17 protein-coding genes are annotated in these 17,027 nt (G+C 49.0%); 13 read left to right on the forward strand and 4 right to left on the reverse strand.

The features are described 5' to 3' along the window. Positions 1-27: 27 nt before the first annotated feature. The 4 genes from EHT87_RS20220 to EHT87_RS20235 are packed head-to-tail and all read right to left on the reverse strand — an operon-like array spanning position 28 to position 4,634. Positions 28-1,197, reverse strand: a complete 1,170-nt coding sequence (locus EHT87_RS20220) for a 1-deoxy-D-xylulose-5-phosphate reductoisomerase (RefSeq protein WP_124908479.1) — start codon at positions 1,195-1,197, stop codon at positions 28-30. Beyond that, complete coding sequence (locus EHT87_RS20225) at positions 1,194-1,790, reverse strand: hypothetical protein (protein WP_124908480.1); 597 nt, start codon at positions 1,788-1,790, stop codon at positions 1,194-1,196. Before EHT87_RS20225 ends, EHT87_RS20220 begins: the two co-directional genes overlap by 4 nt. Further along, positions 1,777-3,129, reverse strand: coding sequence for an AAA family ATPase (locus tag EHT87_RS20230; RefSeq protein WP_124908481.1), 1,353 nt, complete (start codon positions 3,127-3,129; stop codon positions 1,777-1,779). The genes EHT87_RS20225 and EHT87_RS20230 overlap by 14 nt, the downstream gene beginning before the upstream one ends. Positions 3,130-3,131: 2 nt before the next feature. After that, positions 3,132-4,634, reverse strand: a complete 1,503-nt coding sequence (locus EHT87_RS20235; protein ID WP_124908482.1) for a GH3 auxin-responsive promoter family protein — start codon at positions 4,632-4,634, stop codon at positions 3,132-3,134. A gap of 241 nt (positions 4,635-4,875) precedes the next feature. On the opposite strand from EHT87_RS20235, the gene EHT87_RS20240 reads away from it, so the two are divergent. From EHT87_RS20240 to EHT87_RS20300, 13 genes are all read left to right on the forward strand, one after another. Beyond that, positions 4,876-5,901, forward strand: coding sequence for a rod shape-determining protein (locus tag EHT87_RS20240; RefSeq protein ID WP_114404541.1), 1,026 nt, complete (start codon positions 4,876-4,878; stop codon positions 5,899-5,901). A gap of 87 nt (positions 5,902-5,988) precedes the next feature. Continuing rightward, entirely contained in the window at positions 5,989-6,828 is an 840-nt protein-coding gene (gene mreC / locus EHT87_RS20245; protein ID WP_124908483.1) for a rod shape-determining protein MreC, read from the forward strand. Positions 6,829-6,843: 15 nt separating this feature from the next. Beyond that, positions 6,844-7,350, forward strand: coding sequence for a hypothetical protein (locus EHT87_RS20250; RefSeq protein ID WP_124908484.1), 507 nt, complete (start codon positions 6,844-6,846; stop codon positions 7,348-7,350). Between the two features lie 84 nt (positions 7,351-7,434). Next, positions 7,435-7,668 carry a DUF433 domain-containing protein gene (locus tag EHT87_RS20255; protein WP_124908485.1) on the forward strand — a complete coding sequence of 78 codons (234 nt, stop codon included), beginning with the start codon at positions 7,435-7,437 and terminating at the stop codon, positions 7,666-7,668. Next, the gene (locus tag EHT87_RS20260) at positions 7,665-8,015 is read left to right on the forward strand and encodes a DUF5615 family PIN-like protein (protein WP_124908486.1); all 351 of its coding nucleotides are present in this window, start codon (positions 7,665-7,667) and stop codon (positions 8,013-8,015) included. The genes EHT87_RS20255 and EHT87_RS20260 overlap by 4 nt, the downstream gene beginning before the upstream one ends. 122 nt (positions 8,016-8,137) lie before the next feature. After that, the gene (glpK, locus tag EHT87_RS20265) at positions 8,138-9,637 is read left to right on the forward strand and encodes a glycerol kinase GlpK (RefSeq protein ID WP_124908487.1); all 1,500 of its coding nucleotides are present in this window, start codon (positions 8,138-8,140) and stop codon (positions 9,635-9,637) included. 100 nt (positions 9,638-9,737) lie between these two features. After that, on the forward strand, positions 9,738-10,547 hold the full coding sequence (locus EHT87_RS20270; protein WP_124908488.1) for a 3'-5' exonuclease: 810 nt from the start codon (positions 9,738-9,740) through the stop codon (positions 10,545-10,547). A 144-nt stretch (positions 10,548-10,691) separates the two neighbouring features. After that, positions 10,692-11,039: an NADH-quinone oxidoreductase subunit NuoK gene (nuoK, locus tag EHT87_RS20275; RefSeq protein WP_124908489.1), complete on the forward strand. Its 348-nt coding sequence runs from the start codon at positions 10,692-10,694 to the stop codon at positions 11,037-11,039. 128 nt (positions 11,040-11,167) lie between these two features. Beyond that, positions 11,168-13,105 (forward strand): NADH-quinone oxidoreductase subunit L, encoded by a 1,938-nt coding sequence (nuoL, locus tag EHT87_RS20280; RefSeq protein ID WP_124908490.1) that lies wholly within the window; start codon positions 11,168-11,170, stop codon positions 13,103-13,105. Positions 13,106-13,154: 49 nt separating this feature from the next. Next, a complete protein-coding gene (locus EHT87_RS20285) occupies positions 13,155-14,609 on the forward strand; it encodes a complex I subunit 4 family protein (protein ID WP_124908491.1) in 1,455 nt (484 codons plus the stop codon). Between the two features lie 48 nt (positions 14,610-14,657). Then, positions 14,658-16,049 carry an NADH-quinone oxidoreductase subunit N gene (locus EHT87_RS20290; RefSeq protein ID WP_124908492.1) on the forward strand — a complete coding sequence of 464 codons (1,392 nt, stop codon included), beginning with the start codon at positions 14,658-14,660 and terminating at the stop codon, positions 16,047-16,049. A 102-nt stretch (positions 16,050-16,151) separates the two neighbouring features. Beyond that, positions 16,152-16,643 (forward strand): GtrA family protein, encoded by a 492-nt coding sequence (locus EHT87_RS20295; RefSeq protein ID WP_124908888.1) that lies wholly within the window; start codon positions 16,152-16,154, stop codon positions 16,641-16,643. A gap of 125 nt (positions 16,644-16,768) precedes the next feature. Then, on the forward strand, positions 16,769-16,960 hold the full coding sequence (locus EHT87_RS20300) for a hypothetical protein (RefSeq protein WP_124908493.1): 192 nt from the start codon (positions 16,769-16,771) through the stop codon (positions 16,958-16,960). The last annotated feature ends 67 nt before the right edge of the window (positions 16,961-17,027 follow it).

Raw genomic sequence — 17,027 nt, forward strand, 5'->3', positions numbered from 1 at the left:
ATTTAATTCGCTTTTCTCGGGAAACAATTAAACGAAACTTTTAATTCGGGCGGTGGCAATGCGCCGGGTTTCTTCGTCGGTCCGGACGTAATCATCGTATGTTGGCTGGGCCACATACGCCACTTTCTGCATGACTTCTTCAATGATTTCGGCTATTTCCAGAAAGCCAATGGCGTCGTGCAGAAACGCATCAACGGCCACTTCATTGGCCGCATTGACGACACAAGGCGCGTTGCCACCCCGCCCGAGTGCGTCGAAAGCGAGTTGCAAGTTACGAAATGTTTCAAGATCAGCCTGTTCGAATGTCAGCGATGGGTAGTTGATAAAATCGAAGCGCGGAAAGTCGGAAGGGAGCCGGTATGGATAGGCCAGTGCGCACTGAATCGGCAGCCGCATGTCGGGTAACCCCATTTGCGCCTTGATGCTGCCATCCTGAAACTGCACCATCGAGTGGATGATGCTCTGCGGATGAACCACCACCTCGATCTGCGCCGGTTCGAGCCCGAATAACCACCGGGCTTCAATCACCTCCAGGCCTTTGTTCATGAGTGTGGCCGAATCGATGGTAATTTTGGCACCCATCGTCCAGTTCGGATGTTTCAGCGCCTGGGCTTTGGTCACGGTTTTCAGAAACTCCGGCGTTTTTCCGCGGAACGGTCCGCCCGAAGCCGTCAGAATAATCTTCTCAATCGGATTGTGCAGTTCGCCGGCCAGGCACTGAAAAATCGCCGAGTGCTCCGAATCGACCGGTAAGATGTTCACACCTTTTTCCTGCGCCAGTTTGGTAATCAGTTCGCCCGCTACCACCAGCGTTTCCTTGTTGGCCAGCGCGATGTGCTTTCCGGCTTCGATGGCTTTGATGGTGGGCAGCAAGCCGGCGTAACCGACCATGGCCGTCAGCACGATGTCGATGCGTTCCATCTGCACCACCGACGACACGGCTTTGGCACCGGCATAAACCTTAATGCCCAGTGGATCGAGGGCCGAAAACACCTGGTCGTAGCGGTCTTCGTTGCAGATTACCACCACGTTGGGGCGAACGAGTGCGGCCTGTTCGATCAGCAGTTCGGCGTTGTTGTTGGCCACCAGCACCTCGACTTCGAACGCATCGGGATGAGCCCGGATGACGTCGATGGTCTGCGTCCCGATGGAGCCGGTGGAGCCTAGAATGGCGATATGGCGTTTGGGGTTAGTCATATTTTTTCTATCAGGTCAAAGTTAACCTTTACCTGCAATTCTTCTTCGATGGCACGGATGTAGTAAATATCATTCCGGTACATCACTAGACGAGTATCTATGAATTCTTGATTTGATAAACCGGATAATATTAGATCTGATTTTAAGCGTAAAATATAATTTACTCTTTGTTTTGCTAGCTCTTCATCATCCAGCTTTAAATAATCTCTAAGATTACGGGCCTCAATATCATTCTCGTTGGCGAGAATATATCTGCCTTTGTCGTATAAAATTCGTGTTTCAAAATCTTCGGCTGTTGGGTGCATTAAAGGTTGAAACTTATTCCATCGTCTCTTATCGCCTTTCTCGCTATTCCATTGCGCCTTAACTAAAAACCAGTTTAGGTATCCATCCTCATCACTGAATTTTAAATTTGGATCGAAATGTTCTATTTCTCCTCGATCTGCACGACCAATGTATTCCTCTGTATAGGCGCACAAATGATTTTGTTCATCGTATAGGAGAGATGATAAACGGCTGTCTCGCCCTTTCCCCTTATAAGATAAATTTTCTTTGATAATGAGCGATTCTGAATCTTTGTCAATTCGTCTCATCCGTCGCCGAAAAATTGTATTTATTTCCAATAGCTGCTCGCTCAACGATCAACTCCATTTTGCGGTTTTTATCTGGTTCTTTTCGTATCTTAGTAGCTAAGTCCAGATATTCTCGATACGCTTCAACTCCTTTATCTAACATCAAAGGGCTCATTCCAAAATCCTGACGTAGAATATCATTCGGATCATCACCTTCCGGTGCTACACCATTCCGAAATTTCACTTCGCCGTTTTCGTCGAAATAAAGAATAAACCGCTCGCAGGGTTCGAAAGCAGAGGCTATGATTGGGGAATGAGTGGCAAAGAAGAATTGGGCGGTTGGAGATAGAGATGTATAATGTGCAACTAATTCACGCTGGATATCCGGAAAAAGCGAACGTTCAGGTTCGTCAAAGAGAATAACACCTTCATCAACCTTGACTTTGTAAATAGGTATTGAAGTAGATAATAATTGTTTAGTCCCTGTACTTAAATATTTACCCCCAATATGACTCCCTTGTTTTGTTTTCAAAACAAGCCGGGATTCTGTCCCTTCTGTATCTACCTCTAAGTGGAATAAACGCAAAATTTGATTTAAACAATTTTCTGCCAGATCCGCTCTTGGATTAGGATGTTCCTTTTGCCATTGACCTATTTGACTGATCAACCGGTCGCTACTAAATGAGTTTTTACTTACTAAATTAGCGGCAAATTGCTTTAGATCATTGTCATAGATGTCTATTTCTTCTAAAATGCTTGACCATAAGATCTCAGAAGAATAATTACTTAACCCTATTATCGGAGAATCAATCTGTGTATCAAAAGGAGTAAATGCCTGTCCTTTTAGCGTTACAAGATCTCTATCGGTTGGATTTCTTTCTTCAAGAAGATTTTTAGATAAACTTACCGCAGCTTCATCAATATAGAGGCATAGTTTACCTGAACGAGTAAGAGCCTTTAATTTGTCATATATATTTAATTCCTGAAGCCAGTGAAAACCTGATGATGCTAGTGCTGATTCTTTATCGGGCCAATCAAAATTTTCATCAAAGAAATTCTTACTAAGCGTTATTCGATTTTCATTCAGGATACTATTGATAGTGAGGTGTTTAAAGGTTCTAAAAGACTCATCATTTAGAAGTACGGTTTTATTTGCAAGGCGTTGAAAGCTGTGACTGACGACTTGGAAGAAATCCCAAATTACATTCAATAACGTCGTCTTCCCCGTCCCGCTCTGCCCAATAAAACACACCTTATCCAATGGCTGTCCTTCTTTTGGGTGACCTTCCGGATACGTAAAATCAAATTTGATATTCTTGAATTGACGGTATTCACCGATTTCAAGTCCGGTTATTTTCATAGTTAAGCCGTTTGCATCGTCTGTAACAACCCTTCCCCAATCACCCGGTCGTTCGATAATCGGGGCACTTTGTTCTGGCCGCCCAGCTTGCCCTGCGCCTTCATATAATTGCGGAACGTTTCGCGGGGCAAAACCGTCAGCTTCAGCGGACGCAGGATGCTGCCCGAAATCAGGTCTTTGTAATAAACGTTTAATTCGGTCAACCGGCGGTCGAGGTCGCGGACAAAAGCGTCGGCATCGTGGGGGGGCGTGGCAAATTCAACGAACCACTCGTGATACGGCAGCCCTTCGGCGGGCGTCACCATCGGCGCCACTGTAAACTCGACCACTTCGGTTTCCGGATGCCGTTCCATCGCGTCTTTTAATGCTTTTTCGACTTCCTCACCAATGACGTGCTCGCCAAACGCCGAGATAAAGTGCTTGATGCGACCGGTTACCAGCAGACGGTACGGATCATTCGAAACAAATTTGACGGTATCGCCGAGCGAATAGCCCCACAAACCGGCATTGTTGTGAATAACCACCGCATAATTCTTGCCTAACTCGACCTGATCGATGGTCAGTCGGCGGGGATTTTTGGAAAAATAATCTTCAGCCGGAATGAATTCGAAGAAAATACCACTGTTCAGCATCATCAGCAGCCCTTGTTCCGTCTGCGTATCCTGGTAGGCGATAAAGCCCTCCGAAGCCGGATAGGTTTCAATGCTATCCACTTTCTTGCCAATGGATTCGTACAATTTTGCCCGGTACGGTTCGAAGTTGACACCGCCGTAGACAAACAGCGAAAAGTCCGGAAAAACATCCTTGATTTTCTTGCCCGTGCGCGCCTGAATCCGGTCGAAATACATCTGAACCCAAGGCGGAATGCCCGAAATGAGCGACATCGGCTGCGTCAGTGTTTCGTCGATGATGCGCTCCAGTTTGGTTTCCCAATCCTCAATCGTGTTGGTTTCGTAGGAGGGCAACTGGTTGGTGCGCAGATAGGCCGGAACGTGGTGGTTCGAAATACCGGAAAGCCGCCCGATGTTGATGCCATTTTTAACCACCAGCTCGGGGCTGCCCGACAAAAAAATGAGTTTTTTGTCCAGAAAAGCCGCATTGCCGGTTTCGTGAATGTAGTTCAGGAGGGCGTCGCGGGCCGAGTTGATGTGGTTGGGAATCGACTCTTTCGTGATCGGAATGTATTTGGTTCCGGACGTGGTTCCGGACGTTTTGGCAAAATAAACCGGCTTTCCTTTCCACAACACATCCGGTTCGCCGGCCAGAATCCGTTCGATATACGGTTTGAGATCCTCGTAGTCACGAATGGGCACGGCCTGACGAAATTCGGGGTACGAATTGATGTCTTTAAACCGGTGATCGCGGCCAAAAGCGGTATTTCTTGCTCCATCGAGCAACGTCTGTAGCCACCGTTGCTGTGTCTCGCCCGGTCGGTGCATCCACACCTGCTGCCGCTGTACGACATACTGCGCCAGGGGCTTGCTCAAAACTGATCGGATTCCCATACGCGGCAAAGGTAACTGTTTTTACGCTAATCAATCCCGGCAGAATTGCCGGAACAACCAGATTCCGGACCACTTCGCTACCGGTCTTCCCCTGTATTCCGTAGCGACATTTCGTTATTAATTTCCCATCATATATAAAAAATAATAAAAATCCAATTATTTAGCGATAGTTGTCTCGAATTATGTATATTTTTGCACCTCCAAAAACAGGAGCTTCACCGTGCTTGCACGAATATAACGAATGGCACTATTTAACTTTCTCTCAAGCGATATTGCGATTGATCTTGGTACCGCCAATACGCTGATTATTCACAAAGACCGAATTGTGGTGGATGAGCCTTCGATCATCGCGATGGACAAAATCAATGGAAAAGTCCTGGCGATTGGTCACAAGGCGATGCAAATGCACGAAAAGACAAACGAAAATATCAAAACAATCCGCCCATTAAAAGACGGTGTCATCGCCGACTTTACGGCCGCTGAGCTGATGATTCGCGGGTTGATTAAGATGATCGATACAGGCAACCGGCTGTTTTCACCATCCCACCGGATGGTGATCTGCATTCCGTCTGGTATCACAGAAGTGGAAAAGCGGGCCGTTAAGGATTCTGCCGAACACGCCGGAGCCAAAGAAGTGTACATGGTTCACGAACCGATTGCAGCCGCCATCGGCATCGGAATCGATATTACCCAGCCCAACGGCACGATGATCGTCGACATCGGCGGAGGAACCACGGAAATTGCCGTCATTGCCCTTTCCGGTATTGTCTGCGAACAGTCGATCCGGATTGCCGGTGACGTTTTCACCCGCGACATTGTCGATTACATGCGCCGGGAACACAACCTGCTGATTGGCGAACGATCAGCGGAGCAGATTAAAATGGAAGTGGGGTCGGCTTTGCCCGAACTCGACAATCCACCGGCCGATTACGAAATCCGGGGCCGCGACTTGATGACCGGTATTCCGAAAGAGATTAAGGTGACCTACAGTGAAATTGCCTACGCGCTCGATAAATCCATTTCGAAGATTGAAGAAGCCGTCATGAAGGCGCTGGAAATTTCGCCACCGGAATTATCCGCCGATATTTATACGAACGGAATCCACCTGACGGGCGGTGGCGCGTTACTGCACGGTCTCGACAAGCGGATTGGAGCAAAAACCAAACTGCCGATCCACGTCGCCGACGATCCGCTAAAAGCCGTCGTGAAAGGCACCGGCGAGGTCATCAAGAATCTCGATATGTATAAATCCGTCCTAATTAGCTAAATTATGAACGATGAATGATGGATGATGAACGATGAGGGAGAATAATGCATCGTTCATCATCCATCATTCATCATTTTTAGCTCACCTATGTTTGAGTTATTTCAGTTCATCATTCGTAGCCGGAACTTCATTTTGTTTGTTCTGCTCGAGGTGTTGAGCTTTTATTTTATCATCAATAACAACAATTACTGGAGCGTTCGGTATTTCAACACATCGAACTATTACGCAGCCAAGATTCTCGACTGGTCGAACAAGGCCCGTGAATATGCCCGGTTGCGTCAGGTCAACACCGATCTGGCCGAAGAAAACCGGCGGCTCAATACGCTGGTAACCCAGCTTCAGCAGCTCAAACCGCAAGGGCCGACCAACTACAAAACCGATTCCATTTTTGCGACCCGGTTTCAATACAAAGTGGCGCGGGTCATCAACAACACCACCCAACATCCCAATAATTACATTACCCTGGACAAAGGCACTGCCGACGGGATTCAGCCCGGTATGGGCGTGATTTCGCCAACCGGCGTCGTGGGCAAGGTCAAGATCTGCTCCGAACACATTTCGATTGTAACTTCCATTCTGCACTCGGATTTTATGGTTTCTTCCCGACTTGTTAAAGCCAATGATATTGGACCGGCAAAATGGGACGGCATTAATCCGCACCGGATGAAGATGCTGTATATTTCGCGCAATACGAAAATGTACCGGGGCGATTCGGTCGTTACATCAGAATACAATTCCATTTTTCCATCCGGTATTCTGGTCGGACGCGTCATTCGCGTCGGTGAAATGCCCGATCAAACCTACCACGATGTGACGCTTTCGGTGGGAACCGATTTCAGCAACCTGTCTTTCGTTTATGTGGTAGAGAATAAATTACAGGGTGAACAGGAAAAACTGGAAAAAACCACCGAGCCGGAAAGAAGATAAAGTCTCTATAAACCCATGACGTTACGCGAAATTCTGAACATCTCTTTCCTGTTTGTGCTCTATCTGTCTTTGCAGGTTCTGATTGTCCGGAATTTAGTGTTGTTCGACGTTGCGTTCTGTTTCGTTTACGTCGCCTGTATTTTGTTGCTGCCTATGGAAATGAGTCTGTCGGCCACCTTATTAACGGCTTTTGGCGTCGGTATTGTCGTAGACACGTTTTACAACACCCTGGGGATGCACGCTGCAGCAACGGTCCTGATGGCCTACATTCGCCCGGCGGTGGTGCGGTTTCAGGCGGCTCAACGCGGATTCGAAAGCCGGATCATTTTTTCGATCCACGAAATGGGTTCGCGCAATTTCTTCTATTACGTATTGATTCTGACGTTCATCCACCACTTCGCACTCTTCCTGATCGAAGCCAATAACATTCTTCTTTTTCTCCCCGCGATGGTGAAAATTGTCGCCAGCACGCTGTTTACCTCCGTGTCCATCATGCTGGTCCAGTATTTTTCGCGGAATTAATTCTTCAACCTTCAGTTCACTTCTTTTTGTTATTTTTGGAGATGTTGATGCGATCGGCATACAAAATCCCGAACTAAACTGCGTATGAATTACCGAGAGAGAATTGTTGCTGACCACCAAATTATGTTGGGAAAACCGGTGATCAAAGGGACACGAATCACCGTGGAACTGCTCCTGCGCAAAATGTCTGAAGGCGCAACCATTCCCGATCTGCTCAAAATGTACCCTCATTTGCAGGAAGCCGATGTGCTGGCTGCGTTGATGTATGCTTCAGATTTAATGGCAAACGAAGAAATGATTGATTTGTCAGCGGCATGATTATCGCAGACGAAAATATTGATCATTCTATCATTGCGGCTTTGCGCTCATCAGGAATTGAAATTTATTCCATTTATGAATCGAATCGGGGCATCCGTGATGAAGAAATAATTGAATCATCCCGAAATCCGCCCCGAATTATTTTAACTGAAGATAAAGATTTTGGTGAGTGGGTCTTTTCCCATCATGTCAATGATATCAGTGTCATTTTTCTGCGTTACCATTTTAAAGATACTCAGGAGATAACTGCTATCGTGTCGAAGTTATTATCTGAGCGGTTTGACGAATTTATTGGTTGTTTTACCACAATCACTATCCATAAGATTAGAACAAGAAGATTGAGATAGCTGCGGACTAAGCAGACGCTCTTACAAACGGATTTATTGAAGTCCTATTCAATACCGATAAATTCATATATTACGGCTTTTTTGAAATACTACTCCTAAAATCAGCCGAATTTCAACCCCTTATGCCCACCTACATAGCCGCCATCGACCAGGGCACTACCAGCACCCGTTGCATCGTTTTCGACCGTCAGGGTACCATTGTTTCCATTGGACAAAAAGAACATTCCCAGATTTATCCCCAGCCCGGCTGGGTGGAACACGATCCGGAAGAAATCTGGCGCAACACGCAGGAAGTCATCGCGCGGGCTCGGATCAACGCCCAGATCCAGGCCAGCGACATTGCCGCCGTCGGCATTACGAACCAACGCGAAACCACCGTGGTCTGGAACCGGAAAACCGGAAAACCGTACTACAACGCCCTGGTCTGGCAGGACACCCGAACCGGCGATTTAGTTGCCAGCTACGCGGAAGAAGGTGGCCAGGATCGGTTTCGGGCGGCCACCGGCCTGCCACTAGCCACGTATTTTAGCAGCCTGAAAATCAAATGGATCCTGGATCATGTGCCGGAGGTGCGCGACGATGCCGAACGCGGGCTGGCGCTGTTTGGCAACATGGATACCTTCCTGATCTGGCACCTGACGGGCGGCACTTACAACGGTCTGCACATTACCGACGTTACCAACGCCAGCCGGACGCAGTTGATGAATCTGGAAACGCTGGAATGGGACGACGCTCTGCTGGAAGCCTTCGATATTCCGCGGGCGATGTTGCCGCAAATCCGTTCCAGCAGCGAAGTATATGGCACCGTTTCGTCGGAAGTATTGCCGGGCGTTCCCATTGCCGGGATTCTGGGCGACCAGCAGGCGGCTTTGGTCGGGCAGACGTGCTTTGAACCGGGACAAGCCAAAAATACCTACGGAACCGGCTGCTTTTTGTTGATGAATACCGGCACCGAACTGCGCCATTCGACCTATGGTTTGCTGACGACGGTGGCCTACCGGTTTGGCAATCAGCCCGTTCATTACGCGCTGGAAGGCAGTGTGGCCATTGCCGGGGCCCTGGTTCAGTGGCTGCGTGATAACCTGGGTCTGATTTCGACCAGTGCGGAAGTCGATACGCTGGCGCGAACGGTGGCCGACAATGGCGGGGCCTATTTTGTCCCGGCTTTTTCGGGATTATATGCCCCGTACTGGAAAGCCGACGCGCGGGGTGTCATTGCCGGTTTGACCCGGTTTGTTACCAAAGGCCACCTGGCGCGGGCGGTTCTGGAAGCCACTGCCTACCAAACCCTCGACGTGGTTCAGGCGATGGAAAAAGATGCCAATATTCAACTGAGTTCGTTGCGGGTCGATGGCGGAATGACCATCAATGAGTTACTGATGCAGTTTCAGGCCGATATGCTGGGCGTTTCGGTCATTCGTCCGAAAATGACCGAGACCACGGCGCTCGGTGCGGCTTATGCGGCCGGTCTGGCGGTGGGCTACTGGAGCAACTTTGATGACCTGCGTCAGAACTGGGGTGTTGACCGGACGTTTGAGCCGGAAATGGCCGAAACTGATCAGCAACGGCTCTACCGCGGCTGGCAAAAAGCCGTTGAACGGTCGTTTGGCTGGGAGAGTTAAGCGGTCATCCTGTAGTCACTGAATTAATTCGGTGACTACAGGAGGGCGGTAACCATACTAGTGCGTATTTTTGTAGCTGTACCCACGTACGTAACCGGCTATGACGCATACGCTCATTCTTAAAAAACCACTGGCTTTCTTCGATCTGGAAACAACGGGCATTGACCCGATGAAAGACCGAATCGTTGAAATCAGCATTGCCAAGGCCCTTCCCAACGGCGAAGTGGTGATAAAAACCCAGCGAATCAATCCTACGATTCCCATTCCCATTGAATCCAGTCTGATTCACGGTATTTACGACGAGGATATAAAAGACGAACCACTGTTTAAAACCGTTGCCCGTTCCATGGCTCAGTTTCTGGATGGCTGCGATTTGGGGGGCTATAACTGCAACCGCTTCGATATTCCGCTTCTGGTGGAAGAATTTCTGCGGGCCAACGTTGATTTTGATCTCAAGAACCGGCGACTCATCGATGTGCAACGGATTTTTCACATGATGGAGCCGCGTACTCTGAAAGCCGCCTACAAATTCTACTGTGGTAAAGAATTGATCAATGCCCACAGCGCCGAAGCCGATACCCTGGCCACATTTGAGGTGCTGGAATCGATGGTAGTTCGCTACGACGGCGCCGTTGTTGCCGATGAAAAAGGCAACGAAGTGGTCATCGGCAATGATGTCGATATTCTTAACAAGCTGATGCTGAACAATAACGTCGATTTGCGGGGCCATATGGTGTACAATAAAGACGGCAAGGAAGTTGTCAATTTTGGCAAGCACAAAGGCACGCTGGTGGTCGATGTGCTGCAAAAAGAACCGTCTTTCTACGACTGGATTCTGAAGAGTGAGTTTCCGCTCGACACCAAACGGAAGCTGACGGAAATAAAACTGCGGATGTTCAACAAACGGTGACACGGACAGAAAACTCACCGGATTGCAAATTGACAAACCATTTGAGTAAGCGGGAATATTACTTAACTTTGCCGGGTCTTCTCCGGCGCTCAGATAGAAACCAGAACAAGACCGTAACCAGTAGCAATTGAACCCCAGCGTTGTATGCAGCCAACCCAAGTGCCGATTCAAGTGCCCGAAGTCATCCAACTGATCGACTTGAAATATTACCTCATCATCAGCACGGCGCTGTTTGTCATCGGCATTATCGGTGTATTGACCCGGCGAAATGCCATCATCATTTTTATGTCCATTGAGCTGATGCTCAATTCAGTCAATCTGATGCTCATTGCTTTCTCGTCCTACCGGGCCGATCCTACCGGCCAGGTTTTTGTCTTTTTCATCATGGCAGTTGCCGCGGCCGAAGTGGCTGTCGGGCTCGCCATTATTGTGATGATTTACCGAAATACCCGCTCGATTGACGTCGGGTTACTCAATAAACTCAAATGGTAAGTATTTAATGATGAAGTATGAACGATGGATGATGAATTCAATTAATTCATCATCGCCAAGTTTCCCGTTGTAATTCATCATTCATAACTCATCATTCATCATTCAAAATAACGCTATAGCTCTAAGAAATGCAGACGGATTTACTGATACTTTTGATTCCGCTGTTGCCTTTAATCGGATTCATTATTAATGGAATTGGTTTCCGAAAGGTGCCAGCCGGACTGGTCGGCATCATCGGAACGCTGGGGCCACTGGCTGCCTTTGCCTGTGTTCTGCTCGTGTTCAACGGTTTCAATACGATTTCTGAACTGGGTAATGCAGCCCCCATCCGAACGGTTTTGTTCGACTGGATCACGGTGGGCCACTTCACAATCCCCTTCTCGTTCCAGATCGACCAGCTTTCGCTGATCATGTTGCTGATCGTGACCGGTGTCGGATCGCTGATTCACATCTATTCCATCGGCTACATGAAGCACGACGACGGCTACGGGAAGTTTATGGCCTTCCTGAACCTGTTTTTGTTCTTCATGCTCCTGCTGGTCATGGGGTCCAACTACGTCGTCATGTTCATCGGCTGGGAAGGCGTGGGGCTTTGTTCGTACCTCCTCATCGGCTTCTGGAACAAAAACACGAGTTATAACAATGCAGCCCGCAAAGCCTTCGTCATGAACCGCATCGGTGACCTTGGTTTTCTGCTCGGTATTTTCATGATCATGGGCGCTTTCGGCACCGTCGAATACCTCGAAGTGTTCGAACAGGCCGCCGGTTTCCCCGTCAGTGATCCAACGGTGGTTGCCATAACGCTTTTGCTGTTCGTCGGTGCGATGGGGAAATCGGCACAGATTCCGCTCTACACCTGGCTTCCTGACGCGATGGCCGGGCCAACGCCGGTTTCGGCCCTGATCCACGCGGCCACGATGGTGACGGCGGGAATCTACATGGTCGTTCGCTCAAACGTTCTCTACACCCTGTCGCCCATTACGCTCGAAATTATGGGCGGTATTGCCATCGCCACGGCTTTGCTGGCCGCTTCGATTGGCCTGGTGCAAAACGACATCAAGAAAGTACTGGCCTATTCGACGGTCAGTCAATTGGGGTATATGTTCCTGGGATTGAGCGTCATGGGGTACACATCGGGCATTTTTCACGTCATGACCCACGCCTTTTTTAAAGCGTTGTTGTTCCTGGCGGCCGGTAGTGTGATCCACGCGATGGCCGATGAACAGGACATTCGGAAGATGGGCGGTTTGCGAAAATACCTGCCCATCACCTACTGGACCTTCCTGATTGCCACCATTGCCATTTCCGGTATTCCACCATTCGCCGGTTTCTTCTCGAAAGATGAGATTCTGATGCACGTCTACGAACACAACAAGTTCCTGTGGGCGCTGGGCGTTATCGGCTCCGCCATGACTTCTTTCTACATGTTCCGCTTGCTGTTTCTGACCTTTTTCGGTCGTTTCCGCGGGTCGGAGCACACGCGTGAGCATTTGCACGAATCCCCCGCAACGATGACGATTCCGCTGCTGGTGCTGGCGGCCCTGTCGGTGATCGGCGGCTTTTTCAACGTTCCGGAAGTACTGGGCGGCAGTGCACCATTGGCGGAGTTTCTCAGTCCGATTTTTGAGTTGTCTCACAAAGTCCGGCCCAATGCCTTCAACGAAACCCTACTGACCCACAGCCAGGAATATATGCTGATGGGCGTGTCGGCCGGAGTTGCCATTATCGCGCTGATTGCTGCGTATGTAATGTATATACAGCGGGTTAATCTGCCCGAATCCGATACGGTTGAACGGCCGGTTCTGGAAAAAGTGCTGTACAACAAATATTACATCGACGAATTTTACGAAAACATCATCGTGAAACCGACGCGGGGTTTGTCGGACGCCTTCTATAGTTTCGGTGAGTTTATCATCGATGGCGTCGTCAACGGAATTGGCTGGGGCGTCAAACAGACGTCGGGACAGTTGCGGAAAATGCAAACCGGCTCGATCGGCTTCTACGTTTTCGCGATGGTCGTCAGCATTGCCGCTATTCTGTGGTTGCGGTTTTTTATCAAGTTTTAGTTCATTAGGGATCGGTCAACGGGTACCATCACTTATCATAAAGTTGTAGATGCTTACACTTTCCATTCTGCTCTTCCCGATTCTGGCGGCTCTGCTGGTGCTGGCTGTTGGGGGGAAACAGGCCAAACAAATCGCTTTTCTGGGCGCGTTGGTCGAACTGGGCTTATCGGGTTATGCCTTTTTTAACTTTGTTCCCGACGCTACTTCCCAATTCAGTTTCGATTATCCGTGGATTTTCGCGGGCAGTATTCGCTTCAGTGCCGGTATCGACGGTGTCAGTCTGCTGCTCGTCGTTCTGACGGGCCTGCTGACGCCACTCATCATTCTGTCGGCTTTCCGCCATACGTATGAACGCCCGGCGGTATTTTATTCGCTGATTCTGTTCATGCAAGCTGCCTTAATGGGGGTTTTCACGGCGCGGGATGCCTTTCTTTTCTACCTCTATTTCGAAGCGGCTCTGATTCCGATTTACTTTCTGGCCGCTTCATGGGGCGGGGAAAACCGGATTGCGGTCACCTTCAAGTTTTTCCTGTATACCATTTTCGGCAGCTTGTTCATGCTGGTGGCGCTGGTTTATCTGTATTTCAAAACAGCGACGCCAGCCGGTTTACATTCATCAGCCATCGTTGATTTTTATAATCTGAATCTGAGTTCAACCGAGCAAACCTGGATTTTCTGGGCATTTTTTGTCGCTTTTGCCATTAAAATGCCGGTATTTCCCTTCCATACCTGGCAACCGGATACCTACGTTGAATCGCCAACACCGGCTACCATGCTGCTGGCCGGTATTATGCTCAAAATGGGGGTTTATGGGGTCATTCGTCTGCTATTGCCCATCGTTCCGGAGGGCGTCAACCTGTGGGGAACCACGGCCATTGTCCTTTCCGTCATCGGTATTGTGTACGGAGCGATCATTGCCATTCGCCAGCGCGACATCAAGCGACTGATTGCCTATTCGTCGTTTTCGCACGTCGGATTGATGGCGGCCGGCGTTTTCTCGCAAACTTCCTACGGTATTCAGGGCGCACTCGTGCAGATGCTGGCGCACGGGATCAATGTCGTCGGTATGTTTTTCGTGGCCGACATCATCACATCCCGCACCAACACCCGGCTGCTCGACCAGATGGGCGGCATTACCCGGTATACACCCAAACTGACGGTTTATTTCATGATTCTGCTGCTGGGAACCGTAGCGCTGCCGCTGACCAACGGCTTTGTCGGTGAGTTTTTACTGCTGGCGGGTGTATTCGAACACAACAACATCCTCGGTGCCGTGGCCGGTCTGACCATCATATTCGGGGCGGTTTATATGCTGCGGTTGTTTCAAAAAACCATGTTTGGAAAAACGACCGATTTTACAACCGGTTTCAATGATGTATCGGGCAGCGAAAGCTGGGTTTTTATTCCGCTTTGCATCATGGTTTTCTGGATTGGCCTCGTACCCAACTCCTTTTTGAAACTGACCGAACCAGCGGTGGCGAATCTGTTACAATTTATAAAATAGCAATAAGCCGGGCCGCCGGTGCGGTTTGAATTTCAAACGATAAACAATATGCTTTCGATTATACTGCTGTCTGTATTTGGAATCGTGCTCTTGTACCTGGGCTTTCTAAAATCCCGGGCGGTTCTGTTACCGGCGACCTTATTTTTTATCCTCGTTGCACTCGGAGCCGGGTTTCTGGAGTGGAATAAATCGTACCTCTATTTCGGCGATATGCTGCTGGTGAACAACGTCGCCATTTTATTTACGACTATTGTGCTTCTTTCAGCTTTTATGGTGGTTTCTTTATCCGGTGATTTTCTGGAGGATGAGAACGCCCAACCCGCTGAATATTACGCCATTCTGCTGTTTTCCATCGTCGGCGCCATCATGATGATTGGCTACGAAAACCTGATTATGCTCTTTGTCGGCGTCGAAATTCTATCGGTTTCCATGTACGTTCTGACGGGCAGCGACAAGCGGAATCTGCGGTCGAACGAAGCGGCACTGAAGTATTTTCTGATGGGCGCTTTCGCCACTGGTATTATGCTGTTCGGTATGGCCTTGTTGTATGGCGCAGCGGGCTCGTTCACGCTGACCGATATCAAGGGCTACATTGCTCTGTCGAAAGGGCATCCTTCCCTGTTGCTGTATATGGGCGTTTTGCTGGTATTGATCGGCATGCTGTTCAAGGTATCGGCTGCTCCCTTTCACTTCTGGACGCCCGACGTATACGAAGGTGCCCCCACGTTGTTTACCGCTTTTATGTCGACGGTGGTAAAAACCGCCGGTTTTGCGGCCTTGCTTCAGCTGCTTTCGGTCTCATTCAGCGCCATATACGGCTTTTGGTGGGTCATGCTGGCGGTCATTACGGCCCTGACCTTGCTGGTTGGAAACCTGACGGCGGCCTACCAGAACAGCTTTAAACGCATGATGGCCTATTCCAGCATTTCCCACGCCGGTTATCTGCTGATCGGTTTGGCGGCTCTGGGCCAGCAATCGAAACCGGCGCTCGTCTTTTATTCATTGGCGTATTCCGTATCCACCATCGCTGCGTTCGGCATTCTGCTGGTGGTGTCCAAGCAACGCGTTGCCGACGGTCGGCCCGACGATACGTATACCGCCTTCAACGGTTTATCCCGTCAGAATCCGTTGCTGGCGTTCATTCTGGCCGTGTCCATGCTGTCGCTGGCCGGTATTCCGCTGACGGCCGGTTTCTGGGGTAAATTCATGGTCTTTTCGGCCGCCATCGACAAAGGCATGGTCTGGATGCTGGTGCTGGCGGTTCTGATGTCGGCGGTGGGGATCTATTACTACTTCCGGGTGGTCATTGCGATGTATTTCCGGGAAGGCTCATCGACCCACATTCAGGTGGCTCCGTTTTATCGGTTTGTGCTGATCGCTGCAACTATATTAACCATTGTTCTGGGGCTTATTCCCGGTTTATTTCAAAATTTGATGTAGTTATCGAGAACCGTAGGCTCATAAACATCTCATCCATAAAGGCGTAACAAGAGCCGTTCTTTACCTTTGAGTTCTCAGATAACGAAAAGCCCCTGCATCAAGGTGATAAGTGTGAATAGCAGCGAACCTATAATCAAAGAAGTAAAGAAGACCAGCTTTTTTACATTCTTTCTAACGGCGCTTTTAGGAGCAACGGTCAACTTTATTTCCCAGATTTTTTACCGGAAATTTTTCGATTTTGACACCAGCGTGCTATTGGGGTATCTGACGGCTACCGTGGTCAGCTTCCTTCCTACAAAAAACTACGCCTTTTCAGCCAGTAAAACCGGCAATACCGGTCGCGAAATGGTGAAGTTTCTGGCAATCGCCCTCGTCGCGTGGGGCGTTCAGGTAGGCATGGCCGTTGCGACGCTGGAATGGGTGGCCAATCCTTATTTTCCGGCCGTTTTGTTATTCTGGCGCGAGAAAGCATCGCACGTCGTGGGAATGGGTTTTAGCTTTCTGGCTAATTATTTCGGTCATAAATTATTGACCTTCCGCAGTACCGGCATGTATGACAAATTAAAAGCCCGATCCAATCGTGGTACTGAATAAATACCATACGCAATGTGATATTTAAAAGCCTTTTCTATATTTTATCAGTTGAAAGGCAGGACGTTATTGTATTTTTTGATTTTATGTTAAATTTACGGCTCAAACCTTAAACGCCCCGAGACGAAATGAAAAAAGTATTAGCACTTCTGTTCGTAGGTAGCATGCTTACCTTCGCAGCTTGCCAAAGCAAACCCAAAACAGAAGAAACGACTTCAACAGACAGCACCGCTACGATGTCATCTGATAGCAGCACGATGTCTACCGACAGCGCAACGGCAGCCCCGGCTGACAGCGCAGCTGCCGACACGACGAAGTAATCAGACGATCTGAAAACGAACTGACGGAAAAAGCCTTATCTTTATGATAGGGCTTTTTTGTTTATAG

Origin of the sequence: Larkinella knui (genome assembly GCF_003858645.1) — a bacterium.
GTDB classification, from domain to species: Bacteria; Bacteroidota; Bacteroidia; order Cytophagales; family Spirosomataceae; genus Larkinella; species Larkinella knui.

What these genes read in the sequence shown, in the direction of transcription:
- EHT87_RS20220 (WP_124908479.1), bottom strand. Translation starts at nt 1,197, where the DNA reads ATGACTAACCCCAAACGCCATATCGCCATTCTAGGCTCCACCGGCTCC.
- EHT87_RS20225 (WP_124908480.1), bottom strand. Translation starts at nt 1,790, where the DNA reads ATGAGACGAATTGACAAAGATTCAGAATCGCTCATTATCAAAGAAAAT.
- EHT87_RS20230 (WP_124908481.1), bottom strand. Translation starts at nt 3,129, where the DNA reads ATGAAAATAACCGGACTTGAAATCGGTGAATACCGTCAATTCAAGAAT.
- EHT87_RS20235 (WP_124908482.1), bottom strand. Translation starts at nt 4,634, where the DNA reads ATGGGAATCCGATCAGTTTTGAGCAAGCCCCTGGCGCAGTATGTCGTA.
- EHT87_RS20240 (WP_114404541.1), top strand. Translation starts at nt 4,876, where the DNA reads ATGGCACTATTTAACTTTCTCTCAAGCGATATTGCGATTGATCTTGGT.
- mreC (WP_124908483.1), top strand. Translation starts at nt 5,989, where the DNA reads ATGTTTGAGTTATTTCAGTTCATCATTCGTAGCCGGAACTTCATTTTG.
- EHT87_RS20250 (WP_124908484.1), top strand. Translation starts at nt 6,844, where the DNA reads ATGACGTTACGCGAAATTCTGAACATCTCTTTCCTGTTTGTGCTCTAT.
- EHT87_RS20255 (WP_124908485.1), top strand. Translation starts at nt 7,435, where the DNA reads ATGAATTACCGAGAGAGAATTGTTGCTGACCACCAAATTATGTTGGGA.
- EHT87_RS20260 (WP_124908486.1), top strand. Translation starts at nt 7,665, where the DNA reads ATGATTATCGCAGACGAAAATATTGATCATTCTATCATTGCGGCTTTG.
- glpK (WP_124908487.1), top strand. Translation starts at nt 8,138, where the DNA reads ATGCCCACCTACATAGCCGCCATCGACCAGGGCACTACCAGCACCCGT.
- EHT87_RS20270 (WP_124908488.1), top strand. Translation starts at nt 9,738, where the DNA reads ATGACGCATACGCTCATTCTTAAAAAACCACTGGCTTTCTTCGATCTG.
- nuoK (WP_124908489.1), top strand. Translation starts at nt 10,692, where the DNA reads ATGCAGCCAACCCAAGTGCCGATTCAAGTGCCCGAAGTCATCCAACTG.
- nuoL (WP_124908490.1), top strand. Translation starts at nt 11,168, where the DNA reads ATGCAGACGGATTTACTGATACTTTTGATTCCGCTGTTGCCTTTAATC.
- EHT87_RS20285 (WP_124908491.1), top strand. Translation starts at nt 13,155, where the DNA reads ATGCTTACACTTTCCATTCTGCTCTTCCCGATTCTGGCGGCTCTGCTG.
- EHT87_RS20290 (WP_124908492.1), top strand. Translation starts at nt 14,658, where the DNA reads ATGCTTTCGATTATACTGCTGTCTGTATTTGGAATCGTGCTCTTGTAC.
- EHT87_RS20300 (WP_124908493.1), top strand. Translation starts at nt 16,769, where the DNA reads ATGAAAAAAGTATTAGCACTTCTGTTCGTAGGTAGCATGCTTACCTTC.